At 55.6% G+C, this 18,574-nt stretch carries 13 protein-coding genes; 9 read left to right on the plus strand and 4 right to left on the minus strand.

All coding sequences use genetic code 11. The features are described from left to right. Both GOV79_RS08520 and GOV79_RS08525 read left to right on the plus strand, forming a co-directional pair. Positions 1–929: hypothetical protein (locus GOV79_RS08520; RefSeq protein WP_214648125.1), on the plus strand; the 929-nt coding region annotated here is incomplete at its 5' end. A gap of 271 nt (positions 930–1,200) precedes the next feature. Further along, complete coding sequence (locus GOV79_RS08525) at positions 1,201–2,922, plus strand: adenylate/guanylate cyclase domain-containing protein (RefSeq protein ID WP_170789459.1); 1,722 nt, start codon at positions 1,201–1,203, stop codon at positions 2,920–2,922. Between the two features lie 295 nt (positions 2,923–3,217). On the opposite strand, the gene GOV79_RS08530 is transcribed toward GOV79_RS08525, so the two are convergent. Further along, a complete protein-coding gene (locus GOV79_RS08530) occupies positions 3,218–4,363 on the minus strand; it encodes a glycosyltransferase (RefSeq protein ID WP_170789460.1) in 1,146 nt (381 codons plus the stop codon). Positions 4,364–4,922: 559 nt separating this feature from the next. Between GOV79_RS08530 and GOV79_RS08535 the strand changes: the two genes are divergently transcribed. Then, positions 4,923–5,858, plus strand: coding sequence for an NAD-dependent epimerase/dehydratase family protein (locus GOV79_RS08535; RefSeq protein WP_237217999.1), 936 nt, complete (start codon positions 4,923–4,925; stop codon positions 5,856–5,858). Position 5,859: 1 nt separating this feature from the next. Next, positions 5,860–7,182: a protoporphyrinogen/coproporphyrinogen oxidase gene (locus GOV79_RS08540; RefSeq protein WP_170789462.1), complete on the plus strand. Its 1,323-nt coding sequence runs from the start codon at positions 5,860–5,862 to the stop codon at positions 7,180–7,182. Positions 7,183–7,192: 10 nt separating this feature from the next. On the opposite strand, the gene GOV79_RS08545 is transcribed toward GOV79_RS08540, so the two are convergent. Both GOV79_RS08545 and GOV79_RS08550 read right to left on the minus strand, forming a co-directional pair. After that, complete coding sequence (locus GOV79_RS08545; RefSeq protein ID WP_170789463.1) at positions 7,193–8,107, minus strand: sugar phosphate nucleotidyltransferase; 915 nt, start codon at positions 8,105–8,107, stop codon at positions 7,193–7,195. Positions 8,108–8,253: 146 nt separating this feature from the next. Beyond that, positions 8,254–9,579 (minus strand): O-antigen ligase family protein, encoded by a 1,326-nt coding sequence (locus GOV79_RS08550; RefSeq protein ID WP_170789464.1) that lies wholly within the window; start codon positions 9,577–9,579, stop codon positions 8,254–8,256. Positions 9,580–9,871: 292 nt separating this feature from the next. On the opposite strand from GOV79_RS08550, the gene GOV79_RS08555 reads away from it, so the two are divergent. From GOV79_RS08555 to GOV79_RS08565, 3 genes are all read left to right on the plus strand, one after another. After that, on the plus strand, positions 9,872–11,299 hold the full coding sequence (locus tag GOV79_RS08555) for an oligosaccharide flippase family protein (RefSeq protein ID WP_170789465.1): 1,428 nt from the start codon (positions 9,872–9,874) through the stop codon (positions 11,297–11,299). Between the two features lie 1,012 nt (positions 11,300–12,311). Continuing rightward, on the plus strand, positions 12,312–12,923 hold the full coding sequence (locus GOV79_RS08560) for a sugar transferase (protein WP_237217989.1): 612 nt from the start codon (positions 12,312–12,314) through the stop codon (positions 12,921–12,923). A gap of 32 nt (positions 12,924–12,955) precedes the next feature. After that, entirely contained in the window at positions 12,956–14,239 is a 1,284-nt protein-coding gene (locus GOV79_RS08565; RefSeq protein WP_170773031.1) for a polysaccharide biosynthesis/export family protein, read from the plus strand. Positions 14,240–14,340: 101 nt separating this feature from the next. Here GOV79_RS08565 and GOV79_RS08570 read toward each other — a convergent pair whose 3' ends face one another. Further along, positions 14,341–16,569, minus strand: a complete 2,229-nt coding sequence (locus GOV79_RS08570) for a GumC family protein (RefSeq protein WP_170789467.1) — start codon at positions 16,567–16,569, stop codon at positions 14,341–14,343. Between the two features lie 268 nt (positions 16,570–16,837). On the opposite strand from GOV79_RS08570, the gene GOV79_RS08575 reads away from it, so the two are divergent. Both GOV79_RS08575 and GOV79_RS08580 read left to right on the plus strand, forming a co-directional pair. Beyond that, positions 16,838–17,638, plus strand: coding sequence for a WecB/TagA/CpsF family glycosyltransferase (locus tag GOV79_RS08575; RefSeq protein WP_170773028.1), 801 nt, complete (start codon positions 16,838–16,840; stop codon positions 17,636–17,638). A gap of 54 nt (positions 17,639–17,692) precedes the next feature. Then, entirely contained in the window at positions 17,693–18,574 is an 882-nt protein-coding gene (locus GOV79_RS08580) for a sulfotransferase family protein (protein ID WP_170789468.1), read from the plus strand.

Here is an 18,574-nt window from a genome sequence, read left to right on the forward strand (position 1 = left end):
ATGTGGACCTCAACGATGACGACACTATCGGCCATGTGACGACTCCGATCGAATCTGATGGTGCGACCACGTTGGCGGTTTCGACCGCAAGCGGCTATCTGATCAATGGCAGTGTTGGCGTGACCGAAGGGGGCAGCGCTGTTGGACCAGACAGGATTGAAGGCTGGAGCGCGATCCATGTCGAAGAGACCAATGAGGGCGGATATCGTCTGCTGTGGAAAACTGATGTAGGTGAAACGTACTATGAGTGGATCCTGAACGATCAGGGGGCCGTGGTGGGCGGGAACGCCGTCGACAACGTTGCAGGTATCGAAGCGTTCTACGATGTGGACCTCAACGATGACGACACTATCGGCCATGTGACGACTCCGATCGAATCCGACGGTGCGACCACGTTGGCGGTTTCGACCGCAAGCGGCTATCTGATCAATGGCAGTGTTGGCGTGACCGAAGGGGGCAGCGCTGTTGGACCAGACAGGATTGAAGGCTGGAGCGCGATCCATGTCGAAGAGACCAATGAGGGCGGATATCGTCTGCTGTGGAAAACTGATGTAGGTGAAACGTATTATGAGTGGATCCTGAACGATCAGGGGGCCGTGGTGGGCGGGAACGCCGTCGACAACGTTGCCGATGTCGAAATCTTCTATGGTGACGATATCGACGGCAGCGGCACGACTGGTCCGGGCGAGCCCAGAATTGCCGCTCAGCCCCAGGAAAGCGTTGCTTTTGTCGACACCCGTGACTGGGATATGTTCGAGTTCACAGACGAAACCGATGCCGATGAGCTGACCCAAGAAGACGAAGCCGAGCTTTTGGTTTTGAACGGGGCTCAGACCGAAGCGCTGGATACAGCTGACCAGCTTTTGGATCTGACCGTCGCTGATCTGCTGGAGCATTTGCTACCGGACGACGATCAGTTCCTTCTGTAAGGCCGGTCTGACAAGTAAAATTAGGGGGCTGCCGATACCGGCGGCCCCTTTTTTGCGCCCTTCCTGAACGAAGCGTGACGTTGCCAATAGGACTGCCAAGGCCAAAAAACTGAGGCTTAAGCGGCATGGCGCTTAACCCGCTGTTCTTTCCACACGAAGACCACACCTGAACGTGAAGGCGAAAACGGATTTGTGGTGAATAATCCTCTACCCCTGCGTGTCAGCCATTTTAGGTGATTACGAAACAAGCGATTGATCAGGGGCGTTGAAGATGGCCGTCAGACATCGAGAGATCAAAGCCAACGGGCGAGGAACCGTGACTCAGCAGGCCCGGTTGTGGTCGGGGCTGGTGCTGTTGGCCTATGCAACGGGGCATTTTATCAACCACGGTCTGGGGCTGGTATCGCTGGAGTGGATGGACCGGATGCTGGCCGTTATGTCCGCGATCTGGAGCTCGGTCCCCGGAACGGTTCTGCTCTATGGCGCCCTGGCGGTGCATGTGCTGTTGGGCGCGGTCACGATCCTCAGCATCCGAAGCTTGAAAATGCCGTTCTGGCGCTGGTTTCAGATCATTCTGGGGCTGGCCATTCCCTATTGGCTTGTCAGCCATATCATCGTCACCCGCGGGTCCGAGTTGCTGACCGGCGTGCCCGTCAGCTATTTGCAGGAACTGTCGCTGCTATGGCCGGTTGCGGCGATCAAACAGAATGCGCTGATGTTGCTGGTCTGGGGGCACGGGCTGATTGGCGTGCATTTCTGGCTTCGACCGAAGCATTGGTACAAGGACGGCTTGTTGGTGCTTTTGCCGCTGGCGGTGGCCGTACCGATCGTGGCGATGGCCGGATGGATGACAGCGGCCAAGCGCGAGGTGTTGCGCCTCAGCCTTGATCCGGACGGGGCAGAGGCGACAGAACTGGCCTTGCGCTTGACCGAGGTGCGCGCTGCCGTTTCCGAATATCAGGCGATTGCGCAGGGCTGGGTGGTGATCATTCTGTGCGCGCTGCTGTCCCTGTTCGTTCTGTTTTTGCTGGGCCAGAACCTGCGCCGCAAGGTGCGCGTGACTTATGGCGAAGGGCTGACCGTGGATGCGGCCCCAGGAAAGACTATTCTGGATGTAAGCCGCGACAACGGGATTGATCACCTGTCGGTCTGTGGCGGGCGGGCGCGGTGTTCAACCTGCCGGGTAGTGGTTCTGTCCGAGCAGGATGGCCTCAGCCCGATCGGCCCGGCCGAACGCAAACTTCTCGACAAAATCAACGCGGAACCGAACATGCGCCTTGCCTGTCAGGCGCGCGTGAACGGAGATGTCAGCCTCCGCCCAATCATCCAGCCTCAGCGCGCCGCATCGACGCCGTTGAAATCCGATCCGTTCGGCTGGGGGGTCGAGCGTGAGGTCAGCGTGTTGAACCTCAAGATCAAGGATTTCCGCCCATTCGTGGACAAGTCACTGCCCTATGACGTCATTTTTGTTCTCAACCAGCTTTTGGACATGGTGGTCGAACAGATCGAAGAGCAGAATGGCCATATCGACAAGTTCACCAATGACGGGCTGACGGCTGTTTTCGGACTTGAGACGCACAAAACCCAGGCCGCGCGCTCTGCGCTTTATGCAGCGGCCAAGTGCCAGTTGCTGGTTCAAGAGACGCAAGGCAGCCTTAGTCAGCATCTTGTTGAGCCGCTGAAGATCGGGATTGGGGTGCACTCGGGCCGGGCCATTATCGGACGGGTGGGCAAGACCTCGGACCAAGCAGCACCCAGCCCGGTGACGGCGATTGGCAATGTGTCGATCATTGCCGAGGCTTTCGAGACTGTCACCAATAAAATCGAGGCCGGGATCGTCTATTCAACCTATATGCATGAAATGTGCGGCCTGGGTATTCCTGACATGCTGGGTAAGACCGGCGGCATCACGATCCAGGGCGTGTCCGAACCGGTGCAGGCCGTCATTGTCAAAAACAGTGGCCCGTTGAAGAAAAAACTGGAACTGACCTGAGGGGGCGATCACATCCATCGCTCCACATACCCGTTAAAAAGTGGGCCGAGATGGTGCGGGAGCGGGTGTTTTTGCCCATGCGGGAACCAATTGATTCGGGAGTGAGTCATCGTTTCCAAAAAGCGAACAATAAGTTTCCCCAAGAATCGTGGACACAATTTTGCCACAATGTCATCCTGCTTGGGTGGGCGGCATGTTTATTTTAGCACATACTGGTTTTTCTGACTGGCTTTGAAGGGGTATTGAGTGCCACATGCCGCCCCACGAACTTTCCCATCTACCGACAAACAAGGGCCTAGGCCGTTTGGACTGTGTCTCCGCTCAATAAGATTTCAGACACATCGGACAGCACTTGCCGTCTGTGTGCCATCCCATCTGATTCCGGCAGGCCCAGCTTTTCAAGAATTTGCGCCCAACGGTGCAGCCAATCGTGTTTGTTCAGGGCTTGGGCCATGTTAACCCGCCGCATCTGATCGAGCTTACCCGGCGTTTCTAACAACCCGACGATCTGGTCAATGGCCTCGTCGGGATCCTCGGACAGGCGGAACACGGATTCCGGCCAATCGAAAAACTGTCGGTAGTCTTCCGAGTCCGGCGCATAGCCGATCTGAGCGGCCCCGCCAGCAATGCCCTCAACATGGCGGGGCCCCCAGGCAATATTGCCTTTTTTTTGATCGGCATGGCCGATCTTGGCGATATCCACCATGAACAGTTTGGAATGCTGAACCAGATTAGCCAGCAAATCCCGATGCACTGCATGTTGTGCCGTGGTCGGAGGTTTTGTAGCGGAATCATATAGATAGAACCCCGCGCGATCCTTGATGACCTTGAGCAAACGGTCATGCAGCTCGGGCCGTCTGCGTCCCATGCAATAGATATCTATTGGTCGCTCTGCGGAAAGAGAGGTTGGCGCAAACCGGACCATATCCGCAGCACCAGGCAGGTGAATCACCGGTTTGCCGGTGATGCTGTGCAGGGTGTCACAAGCCTCGGCAAAAGCGCAGGCGATCAGGTCGAACTTAGCCAGAGATCGGATCAGAGGCAGGTGGACGTGCAGGTCCTTGCTCCAGACCTCTTCCAGCACACAGACGGCCAGACCGCAGTGTTCGCGCCAGTTCGGGATCGCATCCAGCGTCAGCAGCTCCTGCGGTTTCTGGACGTCGCAAACAAAGATGTCATAGTCCTTTTGCAGCGTCACTTTCTGCGCACCAGACGGCCAGTGCCGGAACAGATCTGTTCGTTTGGACAGCCAGCGTTTGGGATCATAAGGCAGCGACCGGTCCCGTTTTCGGGCTGGGGCCACGATGTCGACCGCTTCTATTTCGGTCAGAACGTCTTCGAATTCGAACCCCGAACAGCGCGAAACGTTGTCGTTCAATCTGCGTTGAGAGAAGATCAGCACATCGCGCGAGGCGGTGGTGGAAACTGAGGAACTGGTCAACCGCTTGATCCTTTAACACAAAATAAGGCCAAACTATCTCATATGGCGGCCAAGCTTCCAAAGGTTTTTTCCGAACCTGCGCTTGCACACTTGTTCAGCGTCACCGGCAAACACCCCAAGGAAAGTCTGAAAATTGTGGAAAATCAGGCTGTCTGTGTTTAAGTTTTTGGGGGCCGGCCTAGGTTGCAGAATCCCAGGCAAGGTGGATTTTGTTTGATTTCTGACCACGTGTCGTGCGGGTTTTTTTTTGTTTGGGTGCCGTTGATGAAGGCGGGTGTTTAATGATTTTCACGGATTGTCCCTTGCGGCCTGCCGGCGTTGTTTCCCACAGGACGATTTGGCTTTGCGTGCGGGGTCCAATACTGACGTTTGCGCAGGCGTTTAGTTCCTCCACCACATTCAAAAGCACGGAGCTTGGCCGAGGGATTCGAATTGACGCCCCTGCACCGGGTGCACAATGTCCATTTTTTGCATTTACTGTTTCTGAAACAGATGCGACCCGGCCGCTCAATCCAGTCTGATTTCCTGAAAGCTCCGCAAGATAGTATCCCCAGCCATGATGAGTTCGAAACAGCAAAAACCAACGGTTCTGGTCACGGGTGCAGCGGGATTTATCGGACGCGCTTGCGTTCGTCAGCTCGCCACCGCCGGGTGCCGAGTCATCGCCACATATCGAAGTGGTCCACCCCCGCAAGTCTCCGGCGACGTGACCTGGATTAACGCAGATACGACTGACGCCGCGGAGATCCAAGCGGTGTTGGACCAGCACCGACCCAGCCATCTATTAGCGTTGGCCTGGTATATGGGGCCGGGAAACCAGCAAGCGTTGGAGAATTTCCTCTGGGTGCAGCACTCGATCGACCTGTTATTCGCCTTTGCACAGGCGGGCGGGCAGCGGGTTACATTTTGCGGGTCGAGCATGGAATATGACTGGTCCAAGCCGATCAAGCTGCATGAGCGCGAGACACCCCTGACACCGGCAACTGAATACGGCGCGGCCAAGGCGGGGTTGGCTACCGCTTTTGAAAAGATGTGTGGCGCGCTGGATCTGTCGGGGGCCTGGGCGCGACCCTTCTTTCTGTACGGGCCGGGTGAGAATCCACGGCGATTGGCGGCGGATGTAGTGATCTCATTGTTGCAAGGGCGCGAAGCCCTGTGCACTCATGGGCGGCAGAAACGAGATTTCCTGCATGTCGACGATGTTGCCAGCGCGATAGTGGCCCTGCTGAACAGCGACCTTGAAGGTCCGGTCAATATCGGCAGCGGCACGGCCATCCCGCTGTCTGATCTGATCCTTGAAATCGCCCGTCAGATTGGTGCCGAAGACCTGGTGCGTCTTGGTGCGCGCGAGGCCCGGCCGGGCGACCCGCCTCTGGTCGAGGCCGACAATACCCGATTGCGGACCGAGCTAGGCTGGTCCCCGAAATTCACTTTGGAAACCGGAGTTGCGGACACCATAGCCTGGTGGCGCCGCGAGATTGCGAAAGAAACCTGATATGAGTGACGAGAACATCATTATCCTTGGGTCCGGCATGGCTGGTCTGGGCGCGGCCCATCATCTGCATGGCGCGGGCGTTTCAAGCCGGATGTACGACAAAAACGCTTTTCCCGGCGGTCATACGGCAACCTTTGCCCATGACAGCGGCTTCATCTTCGACGACGGTCCGCATATTTCCTTCTCGAAAGACCCGCGTATTCAAGATCTGTTTGCCAGTAACGTGGATGGCAAATACGAAAAACTGCAGGCTTACGTGAACAACTATTACCACGGGGCCTGGGTCAAGCACCCGGCGCAGGCCAATCTGCACAACTTGCCTGATGAGCTGAAAACCCAGTGCATTCTGGATTTCATCGAGGCGTCCAAACAGGAAGTGGTCGAGAAGCCTGCGAATTATCTGGAATGGCTGATCTCGGTCTTTGGGGAAACCTTCGGTACGCATTTCCCGGCGGTTTACGGCAAGAAATATCACACCGTGGACGCCGATCAGATGAGCACCGTCTGGATGGGCCCGCGCCTATATCGCCCCTCGATGGAAGAAGTGATTCGAGGCGCGGTTTTCGCCGAAACGCCGGATGTCCACTATATCACCGACTTCCGGTATCCGACCGAGGGGGGCTTTATCTCATACCTCAAGCCCTTCATGGAAAAAACCGATCTGCATCTGGATCACAAGGTGGTGGCGATTGATCCGGTGGCCAAAACGGTTCGGTTCGAAAATGGTGTGACCGAGAGTTATGACAAGCTGATCTCCTCCATCCCGTTGCCGGACCTGATCCCGATGGTCAAAGGCGCCCCGCAATCGGTTCTGGACGCGGCTGCCAAGCTGGCCTGCACCACTTGTGTGACGGTGAATATCGGCCTTGCGCGCGATGATTTTACTCCCGCTACCTGGACCTATATCTACGACGAGGACATCGTCTTTACCCGCCTCAGCTTCCCGCACAAAATGTCCACCAAGACCTGCCCGCCGGGATGTGGTTCCGTTCAGGCAGAATGCTATTATTCCAACAAATACAGACCGCTGGATGTCGCGCCCGAGGATCTGATTCAGCCGGTGATTGACGATCTGGTCAAGATCGGGTTGATCACCGAGGATGAAGAAATCCTGCACAAGGATGCGCGTCTGATTACGCACGCCAACATCATCTTCGATCTGGACCGGGAAGAGGCGCTGCCGATCGTCCACAAATGGCTGGACGAGGTCGGCATCACCTATGTCGGACGGTTCGGCGAGTGGGGTTATCAGTGGACAGATGAGGCGTTCAAATCCGGTGAACGCGGTGCCCGGACCGTTCTTGAGACGCTCCAGGCAGTTTAATTCGAAACGCTTACAGGGACTTGTAGCGGACCCAGTCCCCCGGATTTCCGCCTCGGCCAATGCCGGGGCGATGACCGTCGCCGGTCAGGCGGGTCGAGCCGTTCGTCGGCCCGTTGCCTTGTTCCCACGTGGCCCAGGGGCGATTGCCGTTCTTCCACATATCTTCCAAACGGCGTTTGTCGGCGAGGTGGTCCATGCAGTACCAGAAGCCGGGATGGCGATAGGCCATCAGCTCTCCCAGCTCCATCAGCTTGGGCAAGGGGCCTTCTTCCCACATGATTTCGTCGCCATTTACACTGGCGACGGCGTCGAACACTTCCGGCTCTAGAACAAAGAAGCCGCCATTGATCCAATCTGCGGCGGTTTCGGGCTTTTCCATGAACCCTTCGACCAGACCATCCTCGCGCACCTGAAGATGCCCGAACGTGGTCAGGGGACGCACCATAGTGATCGTAGCCAGCTTGCCGTGCGACCGGTGAAAGGCCAGCAGCGCGTCCAGATCTACGTTTGACACGCCGTCCCCATAGGTCAGCATGAAGGTCTCGTTCCCCAGATAGGGCTGTAGCCGAGCCAGACGCCCGCCTGTCATCGTGTCGACGCCAGTGTCGATCAAATCCACGGTCCAAGGCGGCATTTGAGCGTCCAGCGCGGGGTTCCGGTATTCAGGTTCGCCAAACAACTCGCGCTTGGCAAAGTCGATCCTCAGGTTCCCGTCATGTTGACACAGATCGGACATGTACTGCTTGATCAGATCGCCCATATACCCAAGGGCCAGCACGAATTCATGATGACCATAGGTCGAATAATGCTGCATGATGTGCCAGAGGATTGGCCGGTTGGCGATTTCCACCAATGGCTTGGGACGAATGCGGGTTTCTTCTATCAGGCGAGAGCCCTTACCGCCTGCGAATATTGCTGTCTTCAACTGGGCCTCCCCCAAATACCTTTGAATCGAAATTGATCTCGATACGCGAATGGCCAGAGTCCACACCACCCACCGTGCGCCTGTCAATCTTTCTGCAACTGCATAGGGTCCGAAATTACCCTTTGCTTAGAAAAAAGTCGCAACATTCACGTGGGTTTTGACACGAATTGGGAAGCGCGGCGCGTTCTGTTCCGGAGCTCATAGTGGGCCCGTGCATCGGCCCGCAGCGCGCGGGCGACCAGATTCATTTTGGTCGTGTAGGCCAGGAAGAAAATCCAACTGGAACTCATCCGACTAAGAAGCGTGCTCTCGGTGATGTTCGAGAACAGGTACATCATACCCAGAACAAACACGAATACGAACGGATCGCGCTGCGGGATGTGGCGCATGCAGTAGAAAACCGAGAAAAAGAACCTCATTAGACCCAAAAATAGAAGGGCCACGCCGATAAAACCGGCATTCAAGAAGGTCTCAAGCAACCCGTTATGCGAATAATGCGGCAGGAACCCCAGCTCTCCCTTGCTGGCGTAGAACCGCAGGTGTGGTGCGTTTTCATTCCAATGGGCTAGATAACCCCAGCCCAACCAGAACCGCTCTTTAACATTGGGCCAGACCAGCTCCCAGATCGGGATGCGTTCGGACAGGGTGGGCTTGCGTCCGATCAGCGCAAACAAAGGCTCGGCAACCGGTGAGGCCAATAGGAAGGCAATCGTACCGACAAAGAGAATTGCAAACAAAATGAAGCCTATGGCCCAAATTGTTTCCAATCGCGGAACGATCTGACTGATCAAAAGCGCCGACATCGTGATCAGCCCGATGACCTGAGAGGTGCGCGATTCTGAGGCGATCAGCAAAAAGACACCCAGCAGGGCGCCGATCATAAAGACGGTTTTCAGCCGCCCTGTGAATTGTCGCGACGCATAGTAGCACGTCAGCATCGCCGTCATTGCCGCCAGTCCCAGCCCGTTTTTGTGGGCATAGATCCCGTTCCAGGTGTCCCCCCAGGGCGGGATACCACGTGCTTGCGGCAGGGTCATGATTGCGCCCATCGACAGGACCATCGAGCTCCCGAAATAGATGGCGAGAAAGATCAAAAGCCCACGCATGGACATCATGCTACCCAAAGCGATGGCAAACCCGGACGTCACGATCAAGGGAACGAGACGCTCGATTGAATAGGCGGGAAAATCGCTCCAGGTGATTGATAAGACAGTCAAACAGATCAACAGCGTGATCTCGGGTGAGGCCGTCATGCCCCGGATCAAGTGGCGATAATACAGCAACGTGATGCCCATGATCGGTATCAGCAGAACGATTTCAATCTTCTTGGCCAGCCCCATTTGCCACAGCACGATCGAGACCACATCGGTGCCAACCAACAGCATGATCACCAGACAGGCGGCCAGAATCCAATGATGGAAGGCTGCGCCGGATTGTTGCTGGTATTGTGTCTGTCGGGTCAGGGGCGTCATCGCTGCGTAAGGTTTATCCAAAGAATTTGCGGTAGGAATTGGCGCGCCTCATCGGGTCGACAGCTTGAATCTTTCCACCGGCTTTAATCACTCGGTAAAGTTTGCCACGGCCGCGGTGGACCCGGCAAATGAATTATGTGCGCGGCGTATGATCCAAAAACCATCTGTACATTCGACGGGCGGGTGTCACAGTAGCCAGACAGGCGAAAGGTCGGCGGATGTGCGGCGTGTCGACCGGGCGATTGGGATTGTTTATGAGTTTTCATCTGTCGTTTCTAAGGTCCGACCTGCGATGACGTGGTTTTTCGTGCCCAGAATGATGTCTGCGGTGATTGCGATTGCGATCCTTGTCGTGATGACCCGCGTTCTGGGGCCTGCGGATTTCGGACGTTATACGCTGACCCTGTTGCTTGGGAATCTGATGTTTTCGTTCACCTTCCATTGGTTGGCGATTGCGATCGGACGATTCCACCACACGCCGGAATTCGAAGGCAAAACCATCGCCATGTCCCTGTCGACGGCTGCTATCCTGGCTGTGGTGCTGTTCGTTCTGGCAGCTCTGGTGTCGGTCATCCTGCCTGGTGGATGGATCGACGGCCTTTTCTTTGCGGCGATCTATTGCATCAGCCACGCGATGCACGAACTGGGAACCGCCTGCCTGCGCCAGTACCACGAGGGGCCGAAATACGCAGCCGTTACCTTGCTGCGCCATGGGCTGGGCGTTTCGCTTGCGGTCGGATTTGTTCTGACCGGTGGCGGTTACAAAAGCGCGCTGATTGGCATGTCCCTGGGCGCAGCACTGACCGGGGCCTATGCACTGGCGGTAACGCTGCGCCGCTCGGGCGTGGCGCGGCCAAAAGGGGCGGTGCTGAAAACCTATCTTCTATTCGGGTTTCCCGTGGCTGTCGTCTCCTCCACCGCCACATTCTTTGCGATGTCAACGCAATCCTTGCTGGCCGTCTTTGCGGGGATGGACTACGCGGGCTATTTCGCGGCGGCGCAAACCTTGGCCTCCCGAACTGTGCGCCTTCCGATGGAGACCCTGTCCCGCGTATGGGGTCCTTCGATATTCGAGGCGCTAGAAAAACGCGGCGCGCAATCGTCAGACGCGGTGCTAGAGCGGTATTTCTCGTTTCTGATGCTGATTGCGGTGCCCATCGTGGCCGCGCTGATCTGTGCGGCAAGCGTTTTTGCCAATCTGCTGTTCGACCCTGAATTTGCGGACCGAACCACAGGGTATCTGCGGGTTCTGGCGATAGCCTCATTTACGTTCGGGTTGCAGGGGGCGTATTTTAGCTTTGCCTTCTCGCGCGCCAAAAAGACTGGGCTGCAATTGACCATTACCTTGTGTTCGCTGGCTGTGCATGTCGCGCTATCTTTCGTCTTCATCTACCTTCTGGGCCCACCGGGTGCCGCCGTTGCCTTTTTGATCAGCGGATTGCTGAGTTTTCTGGCCTACTACCATATTGGCCGCCGCATCGACCCCATTGCGGTGCCCGTGCCAGAGATATTCAAAGCCGTTGCTGGAGCTGTTGCTTTCGCGCCTCTGGCGGTTCTCGCAGCTGAGTCGGGTGGAATCGTGTTACAATTTGCGCTGCTTTCGCTTTCAGCTGTCGTGATGTTCGTGGTTTTCGCATGCCTGCATCAGACGGCAGCTGCTGCAGCATGGCGGAAGATACGTGGCTGGGCGTCCGCAAGCGGATTTCCCTCTTCGAAGTAATTCAGCGTTAACAACTTCTTAACTGAAGACCGACAAATTCGAGTGGGCGGGGTGGCGCAAATTTGCCCACTGGCACAATGAATTTTGAATCCTGGCTAAAGGGATATCGTGGTCCTGAAAATATGATGATATGATGAACTTGAGATCAATTTGATGTGTTACCCCGCGACTGTTTTACTTTGGGAAACTATATTTTCCAACAGTTGCCCCAAAAAACACACATTCTGGTTTCAGGGTAGGCAGACGCAGAAACGACGCATAAACCAAGAGCAAAACCGATGGTCATATTGTATTTACTGTCAGGTCCGCTGGTTGCCGCAATGTGTTTTGTGGCATTTCTTCTAACGGGCACAGGCCTAATTCAGGCCGTGATCTTCAGCTTGCTGATCGGATGCAGTGCTCCGGCTCTGATCGCCGGACTTCATTTTCTATTCAACGGAAGGTTGCGCGTGAAGATCGCTGAGAAATCCGCCGTTAAAACTGGAAACTGACAAAATCCCTGCTCAGCGCAGGGACAATACGCGAAGGGTGGCAAGGCTTGTTTGGACTGGCCTCAGCGGTTTGTTTTGGGTCAAGTTCAGCCCATTTTTAAGGCAGCGTGTCAATTTACTTAGCATGTTCACGAAATTGTGGTCGTTTTGTTAACAGGTGGTTAACAAAATCGTTGTCACATCAGACCATTAGTGCGAGTATCTAGCGGGGTAAAAATCCTGACCGCACATCATGTGTGAGTCGGGAGAAAACAAAGGGTGGGTTGTCGCGTTCGTGTGCGGCGTTCCCCAAATCTATTGAGCGGATAGTAGTCAATCGTTGGGTCTTTGCCTTGTTTTTTGGGGCAGATTCCCAAGCGGGTGTGTTGCGCGGCTGGAAGACTTGTTGGCGTGATTTTAGTCCGTTGTGTTAGTTTTTGGGGGTTATTATGAACCAAATACGAGGTTCTTTCCAATTAGAAGAATCGGAAATTTATAAACCAAACCAAAGTTCTATTAAGGTCTGTGACGAGTTCTCCAATTTGCGGAGCTTCTACGCCGTCAAAGGCAAGCGTTTGCTGGATATTTTGTTGGTTCTAATCGGTCTGCCGTTTGTGCTGCCGGTCATGTTGGTGATTGCCGTCTTGGTGAAGTTGGATGGCGGACCTGCCATCTATCGCCAAAGCCGTGTTGGAATCGGCGGTCGCGAGTTCGACTTCCTCAAGTTCCGGTCGATGGTTTCTGACGCAGAGTTTCAACTTCAGAAACATTTGGCCGAAAATCCAATCGCTGCGTCCGAATGGGAAACAAAACAAAAGCTGGACAACGATCCGAGGGTCACAAAATTCGGTCGTTTCATCCGTATGACCTCGTTGGATGAGTTGCCTCAGCTTTGGAATGTTCTGATCGGCGACATGAGCCTTGTCGGCCCACGTCCGATGATGCCTCAGCAGCAGGAATTGTATCCGGGGCGCGAATACACGCTGATGAAGCCAGGGATCACCGGCTTGTGGCAGGTGTCCGAACGTAACGAGGTTGAGTTCTCGCATAGGGCGATCTTCGACAGCGATTATGCGCGAAATCTGGGCTTCTGGTACGATCTGAAAATCCTGTTCCGCACGATCGGTGCCGTTTGCAACGGAACCGGCTGCTGATCCCGAACTGACCGACGATAGGATGATGGCTTATGAAACGCAGATTTAGAAACCCAGCGTTGCGCCTGTCCACCGCGTACCGCGCGCTCGGATTGTGCACCCTGCTAGCGATGCCAATGTCGGCGGCGGCGGATTTCAACCTTGAGCCAGGTGACAAGGTCCGTGTGACTTTGACGGGTTTGCAAGATCTGTCCTTCGAAGCGGCGATTGATGCCCATGGCGAGGTCAACCTGCAATGGCTGGGCCAGTTCCAAGCGCAAGGTCTGTCGACGGATGCGCTGGAGCAGTTGGTACGTCAGGACGCAGCGGGCAAGATCGTCAAGCAATATGACCAGAATGGCGAGATCTATATCATCCAGTTGGACGGAGATGAGATCGAGATCGCCCGCAATGGATACCGCCCGATTATCATCGGCGGCGATGTTGCACGCACCGGTCAGATCGACTTTCGCCCCGCCATCACTGCGCGCGAGGCGGTTGCCTTGGCCGGGGGGGTTAGGAGCCGGCTACTGGCCGATGATGTCACCATTGACCCGATCCAACTGCTGCGCTGGCAGACCACCTATGGTCAGGCTGCGTTGCAACACGCACAGGGGCTGGTGACTGCATGGCGCGCCTCATCCGAGTTGGCGCAAGATATGGATCTGGCGCCGCCCAGTCAGACCAGTGTTTCTATATCTCCCAGGGTCTTGAAGGAATTGGTGGCAGAACATGTCCGGATTCGCACCATCAATCAGGAAAACGAAGCAGGTGAGCGCGCCTATTTCGAAGATGCCCAATTTCAGGCGGCCGAGCGGATCCGGATTCTTGAAGAACAGAAAGTAGAGCTTGCCAAGGCTGTCGCGGCCGATGAAGAGGAAGAGGCGCGGGTCGTCGCGCTGGTCCAAAAGGGCCTCGCGCCGGGGTCCCGTATGGCTGATACGCGCCGTACAACCGTTTTGTCTGCAACCCGTTTGCTGGAGGTTGAAGAGGATCTGGCAGCCACAAGCCTGATCCTGACCCGCTTGAAACGCGATCAAGAACAATATGATCAAGAACGGTCGCTGCGGTTGTTGCAAGAGCGTCGCGCCGCCAGCCTGTCCGTCCGTGATGCGCGGCATCAGATGGATACGATCTCGAAATATCTGGCGGGCGCGTCGGATGAGATCGGAACCGAAAACCTGATTACGGATATTGACTACTCGGTCACGATCTTTCGGGTGGTAGACGGACAACTGCAACAGTTGGGTGCAGACAAACTGACCCAGTTGTTGCCCGGTGACAGCGTAGAAGTCTCGGTGCAGGAGATCACGCAAGAGGTCCCTCTGACCGAATAACACCAAAATGCAGCTGGCTTACAACGGGCGCGAGGTCTTTGACCCGCGCCCGCTTCGTTTTGCGAGGTCGGAGTGCCGCCCCTTTGCTTTGGACTGGTCTTTTATCCTAGGATCGGGTCGCCGTAGTGTCGGACCTGTTTCATATCGACCCGCGTCGCCACCAGGGCCGAGGGGCGAACGCCCGCATTTTCCAATTCGCGCATTGCCTGCAGGACCGTGTTCTTATGCGTGCTGTTCCAGCGCGCAAAAAGGATCACCCGGTGCGAGATTTGCGACAGGTAAGCCGACTCGACCGCGCGCAACAACGGCGGTGTATCCAGAAGGATCACTTCATACATGTCGGACAGCGAATAGAGCAGGTTCAGGAAGGCCGGAGAACACAGGAACTCACCCACTTCTTTGGCCTGAGCCTCGTCTTCCAACGGTCCGATCAACGGCAGGATATCCAGTCCGTCTTGCGGGGTGCTGACAATGTTGTCCTGAAACGACGCTGGGTGCTTTGCCCCGTGTTTCAACCCTTCGACGGACAGTTGCGACAGGTCGCGATAGGTGGAAGTGACCGTGTCGCAGTCAATGATCAACGTGCGATACCCGGCTTGCGCGCAGACCGACCCGATCAGCAGTAGGCCGGACGTTTTCCCCTCATCTGGTACCGCTGACGCGCCAGAGAAGATCATGCACCCATTCTCGGCAAAGCGCTGGCCGTGTTTGCTATCGACATTCTTGGTAAAGAACTCGGCCGCTTGAGAGGTGGTCAGCTCACTCTCGTTGCGTAGGGTGCGCAGACCAATATCGCTGCTGGCCAGAAGCTTACGCCCGAAATGCAGCAACTCTGGGTCCAGCTTTCCGTCATTGGTAAAGAAGGTTTCAAAGGGGGGGTCCTTTCGAACTTCGGGAATGATTGCCGAAAGTTTGACGCCCGTGGTGTTTTCAAGTTCATAGGTGGTTCTGAGGCGCGTTTGGAACAGTTCGCGGATCACGGCAAAACCCAGGCCGCCAAAGATCATTGCAATCATGACCCCGATCGCCATTTGCGCCCGTTTCGGCTCTGATGGATCGACCGAAGCGCGTGCAGTTTCGATAATGTGGGCCCCTGCATCCAGGTAATCACCCTGTTCGGCCCGACGCCCCAGTTGCGAAACAAAGTCACGATAGATTGCTTCTGCCACAAGAATCTCATTCTCGATCCGCTTGGTGACCGAGTCATGCTGAACCTGGCGTACCTGCTGGTCCTTGAACGTGTTGATGCTGATATTCAGCGTGGCTAGCTGTCCGTTCAGAATTTCCGTTTTGCGCTGTGCTGCTTCCAACGCACTGTCCAGAACCGCTTGCGCGTCATCTGAATTATTGGCCGTGCTCTGCGGTACCAGCGCCGATTGAACGGCGAATTCTACCGCTTCGGCGACATTGCCATTGTCCCTGAGCAGTTGGATGGTGTTGGTCTGTTCATCCAGCACAAACAGTTCTTCATTCACCAGCCGGGCGCGTTTCTCGGCCTTGATGCGCTGTGCCTTGATGGTGGCGTATTCCTCCGGTGAATACGGCGTTTCGACCGAATGTGCCTCAAGATCCGAGATGAGCTTGTTCAGGTCTTCGCGAATCTGACCGATCCGCGTTGCCAACCATTCCTGCGACTGGCTTAGATCATCGCGTTTCATGCGCGTCAGGACAAATAGGTACTCATTGGCCAGGCTGTTGGCGATGACGGCTGCTTTTTGCGGCGTTTTCGCAGAGACGCGAATTTCGTACACGGCTGAGGTTTCGCCAATCTGTTCGATGCGGCGTGCCTCCAGCAATTTCTCGATGGTCGCTTCGCGCTGCATCTCTTCCAGGGTTTGACCACTGTCGCCACCCTCGTCCGCGTCATCCCCCCCGCTGAGTGCACTGACCAGCCCGTTTTTCAAACGGCGCGCCAAGGCAATAGGAGAAAGGGTAAAGCCAGTTTCAGCACCCGAGAATTCCGGATCCGTATGCAGTTCAAGACGATCCACGACATTTTCGATCAGATCGGTCGAGCGCAGAAGTTGCAACTCACTCTCAAGCGATGTCAGGGAAAGGGGCAGGCCCGATACCTGCGGCGTAAACTGAGTTTCGGTCTGAACGCGGGTCTCGATCATGACCTTCGCGCTTGAGGTGTATTTCGTGTCCGACAGGTAGGACAGCAGATAGGCGGTCACCCCGCCCAGAAATCCGATCAGCAATATCCACAGGATCGAACGTCGGATCGCCCACGCGATATTCGACAACACCCTAAGTTCGGGATCGCCGGCCGGAGCCTGGCCGAAACCCGTCAATTCAACATCCAATCCTCGGCGATACTGATCAGTCATAACTAATTAACAATCTGAAACACGGACTACAGAAAACATAGGCCCACAAACCTGTATTCAACAGAGAAAACCGCATATGTCGTAAACAATGTGCTAAGTTTCGGAGGATTGATGACTAATTCGGTGCGGCTTGCCTGCAATTGGTGCGAAGTAGGGTCAATTTCCAAGATGAACGGAAGATAAACTCTAATTTAATAGTAAGAATCGCTGCGGCTGTTACTTTGAGTCCAGCGTCGAGTGTTACCTGGTGAATTTGGAACGAGTATTGATGAACAAGACGGTCGAAATGCGCTTGCCGCACATATTGGTCGGAGGGGTACCCGTCGCGCAAGCCGGGGATGAAGACCTGACCAAAGCAATGGCGGAAGATGTGCTCAAACGGCGATCTGGCGCGTTGACACGTGCGGTGACTGTGTTCAGCTCGAATGCGCATGCCATATCCACCTATGCCACGGACGAAGGATTTGCCCGTGTGATGGATTCGGCCGATATCATCCATGCGGATGGCCAGATCGTCGTCTGGGCGTCTCGTATGGCGCACGGAGAGGGCGGGGTGCCCGAACGTACCGCAACCACAGATTTTATCCACTCGGCGGCTAAGGTCGCTGCTAAAAACGGTCTCAGCTTTTACCTGCTGGGCGCGACCGAAGAGATCAACCGAGATTGCGCAGCGCGCCTGCAAGAGATGTATCCCGGTCTTGTCATTGCCGGGCGCCGCAACGGGTATTTTGATCCCGCCGATGAAGAGGCGGTGATTGCCGATATCAATGCGAGCGGTGCGGATATCTTGTGGGTGGGGCTCGGCAAGCCGAAAGAACAGTATTTTGCCGCCCGTATCGCGCCGAAGCTGACGCAATGCGCCTGGGTGGTGACCTGTGGAGGGTGCTATCACTACGTGGTTGGGGACTACGCCCGAGCACCGCGATGGATGCAGTCCATGGGATTGGAGTGGTTGCACCGTATCGCGACAGGTCCGGGCTACCTGCTCAAGCGATACTTGCATACACTACCGCATGCGTTGAGTATCGTTGTCAGGAAGGACGTGTTTACAAAGTTTTTACGCCGGTGACGGCATGGGTAAAGTTGTCAAGCCATAGGGCCTGTTTTTCGAAGGTATGAGTAAGTGACGAAGACAAATTTCATCGGGATTGGTGTCCAAAAAGCAGCCACCACGTGGTTGCATCACGTGCTTTCCGAGCACCCTTCGGTGCGGACCAGCGAAACGAAAGAGCTCAATTTTTTCAATGCCCGTTACGATTTGGGGTTTCAATGGTATGAATCCCGCTTCGACCCGGCTGAGCCGGGCGTTATCCGGGGCGAATGCTCGCCCAATTACTTCTACAGCCGTGATGCCGCACAACGGGCGTGGGATTATAACCCCGACTTCAAGTTGATCTGTATTCTGCGGGATCCGGTCGAGCGGGCGTTTTCAAATCATCTGCACGAGATCCGCAAAGGTCACATTCCGCCCGATACGTCGTTTGAAGATGCGCTGCCGCTGAACCCAGCCTACACGCTGCAAAGCCACTACAAGGCAAACCTGCAAAACTGGTTGGACCACTTCAACAAAGGCGCACTGCTTGTCCTGCTGTCCGAAGACGTGGCGAAAGATCCTCAGGGAACCTATCGGCGCATTTGCGCACATTTGGGTGTCGCGCCCGAGGAAAACCCCTCTGCGATCACTGAACGTCATCACGAAACTATCGTATACAAAAACCAGGCCGTTCAGAATGCATTGCGCAAGGGTGGTTCAGTTCTGCGTTCGCTTGGGTTGGCAGATTTGGTCAAAGGGTTGAAGAAGGCACCTGGCTTGAAGCAGGCTCTGGCTATGAATAAACAACATCTGAAAACAAAAGTGTCGCCGCCCACACCCGAAACTCGCGTGATGTTGGCCGAGCAATTCCGCGACGACATGGAGTTTGTCGCGCAGTTTCTCGGGCGCGACAATCTACCTTGGCCCACTTGGCAACTTTTGCCACCGATCAAGACGGGAACGCACGGGTAA

Source organism: Ruegeria lacuscaerulensis (assembly GCF_013034745.1).
Lineage (GTDB): Bacteria > Pseudomonadota > Alphaproteobacteria > Rhodobacterales > Rhodobacteraceae > Ruegeria > Ruegeria lacuscaerulensis_B.

Coding starts and splice junctions, on each gene's coding strand:
- GOV79_RS08565 (WP_170773031.1), top strand. CDS start 12,956: ATGAAACGCAGATTTAGAAACCCAGCGTTGCGCCTGTCCACCGCGTAC.
- GOV79_RS08535 (WP_237217999.1), top strand. CDS start 4,923: ATGAGTTCGAAACAGCAAAAACCAACGGTTCTGGTCACGGGTGCAGCG.
- GOV79_RS08550 (WP_170789464.1), bottom strand. CDS start 9,579: ATGACGCCCCTGACCCGACAGACACAATACCAGCAACAATCCGGCGCA.
- GOV79_RS08575 (WP_170773028.1), top strand. CDS start 16,838: ATGAACAAGACGGTCGAAATGCGCTTGCCGCACATATTGGTCGGAGGG.
- GOV79_RS08525 (WP_170789459.1), top strand. CDS start 1,201: ATGGCCGTCAGACATCGAGAGATCAAAGCCAACGGGCGAGGAACCGTG.
- GOV79_RS08540 (WP_170789462.1), top strand. CDS start 5,860: ATGAGTGACGAGAACATCATTATCCTTGGGTCCGGCATGGCTGGTCTG.
- GOV79_RS08555 (WP_170789465.1), top strand. CDS start 9,872: ATGACGTGGTTTTTCGTGCCCAGAATGATGTCTGCGGTGATTGCGATT.
- GOV79_RS08570 (WP_170789467.1), bottom strand. CDS start 16,569: ATGACTGATCAGTATCGCCGAGGATTGGATGTTGAATTGACGGGTTTC.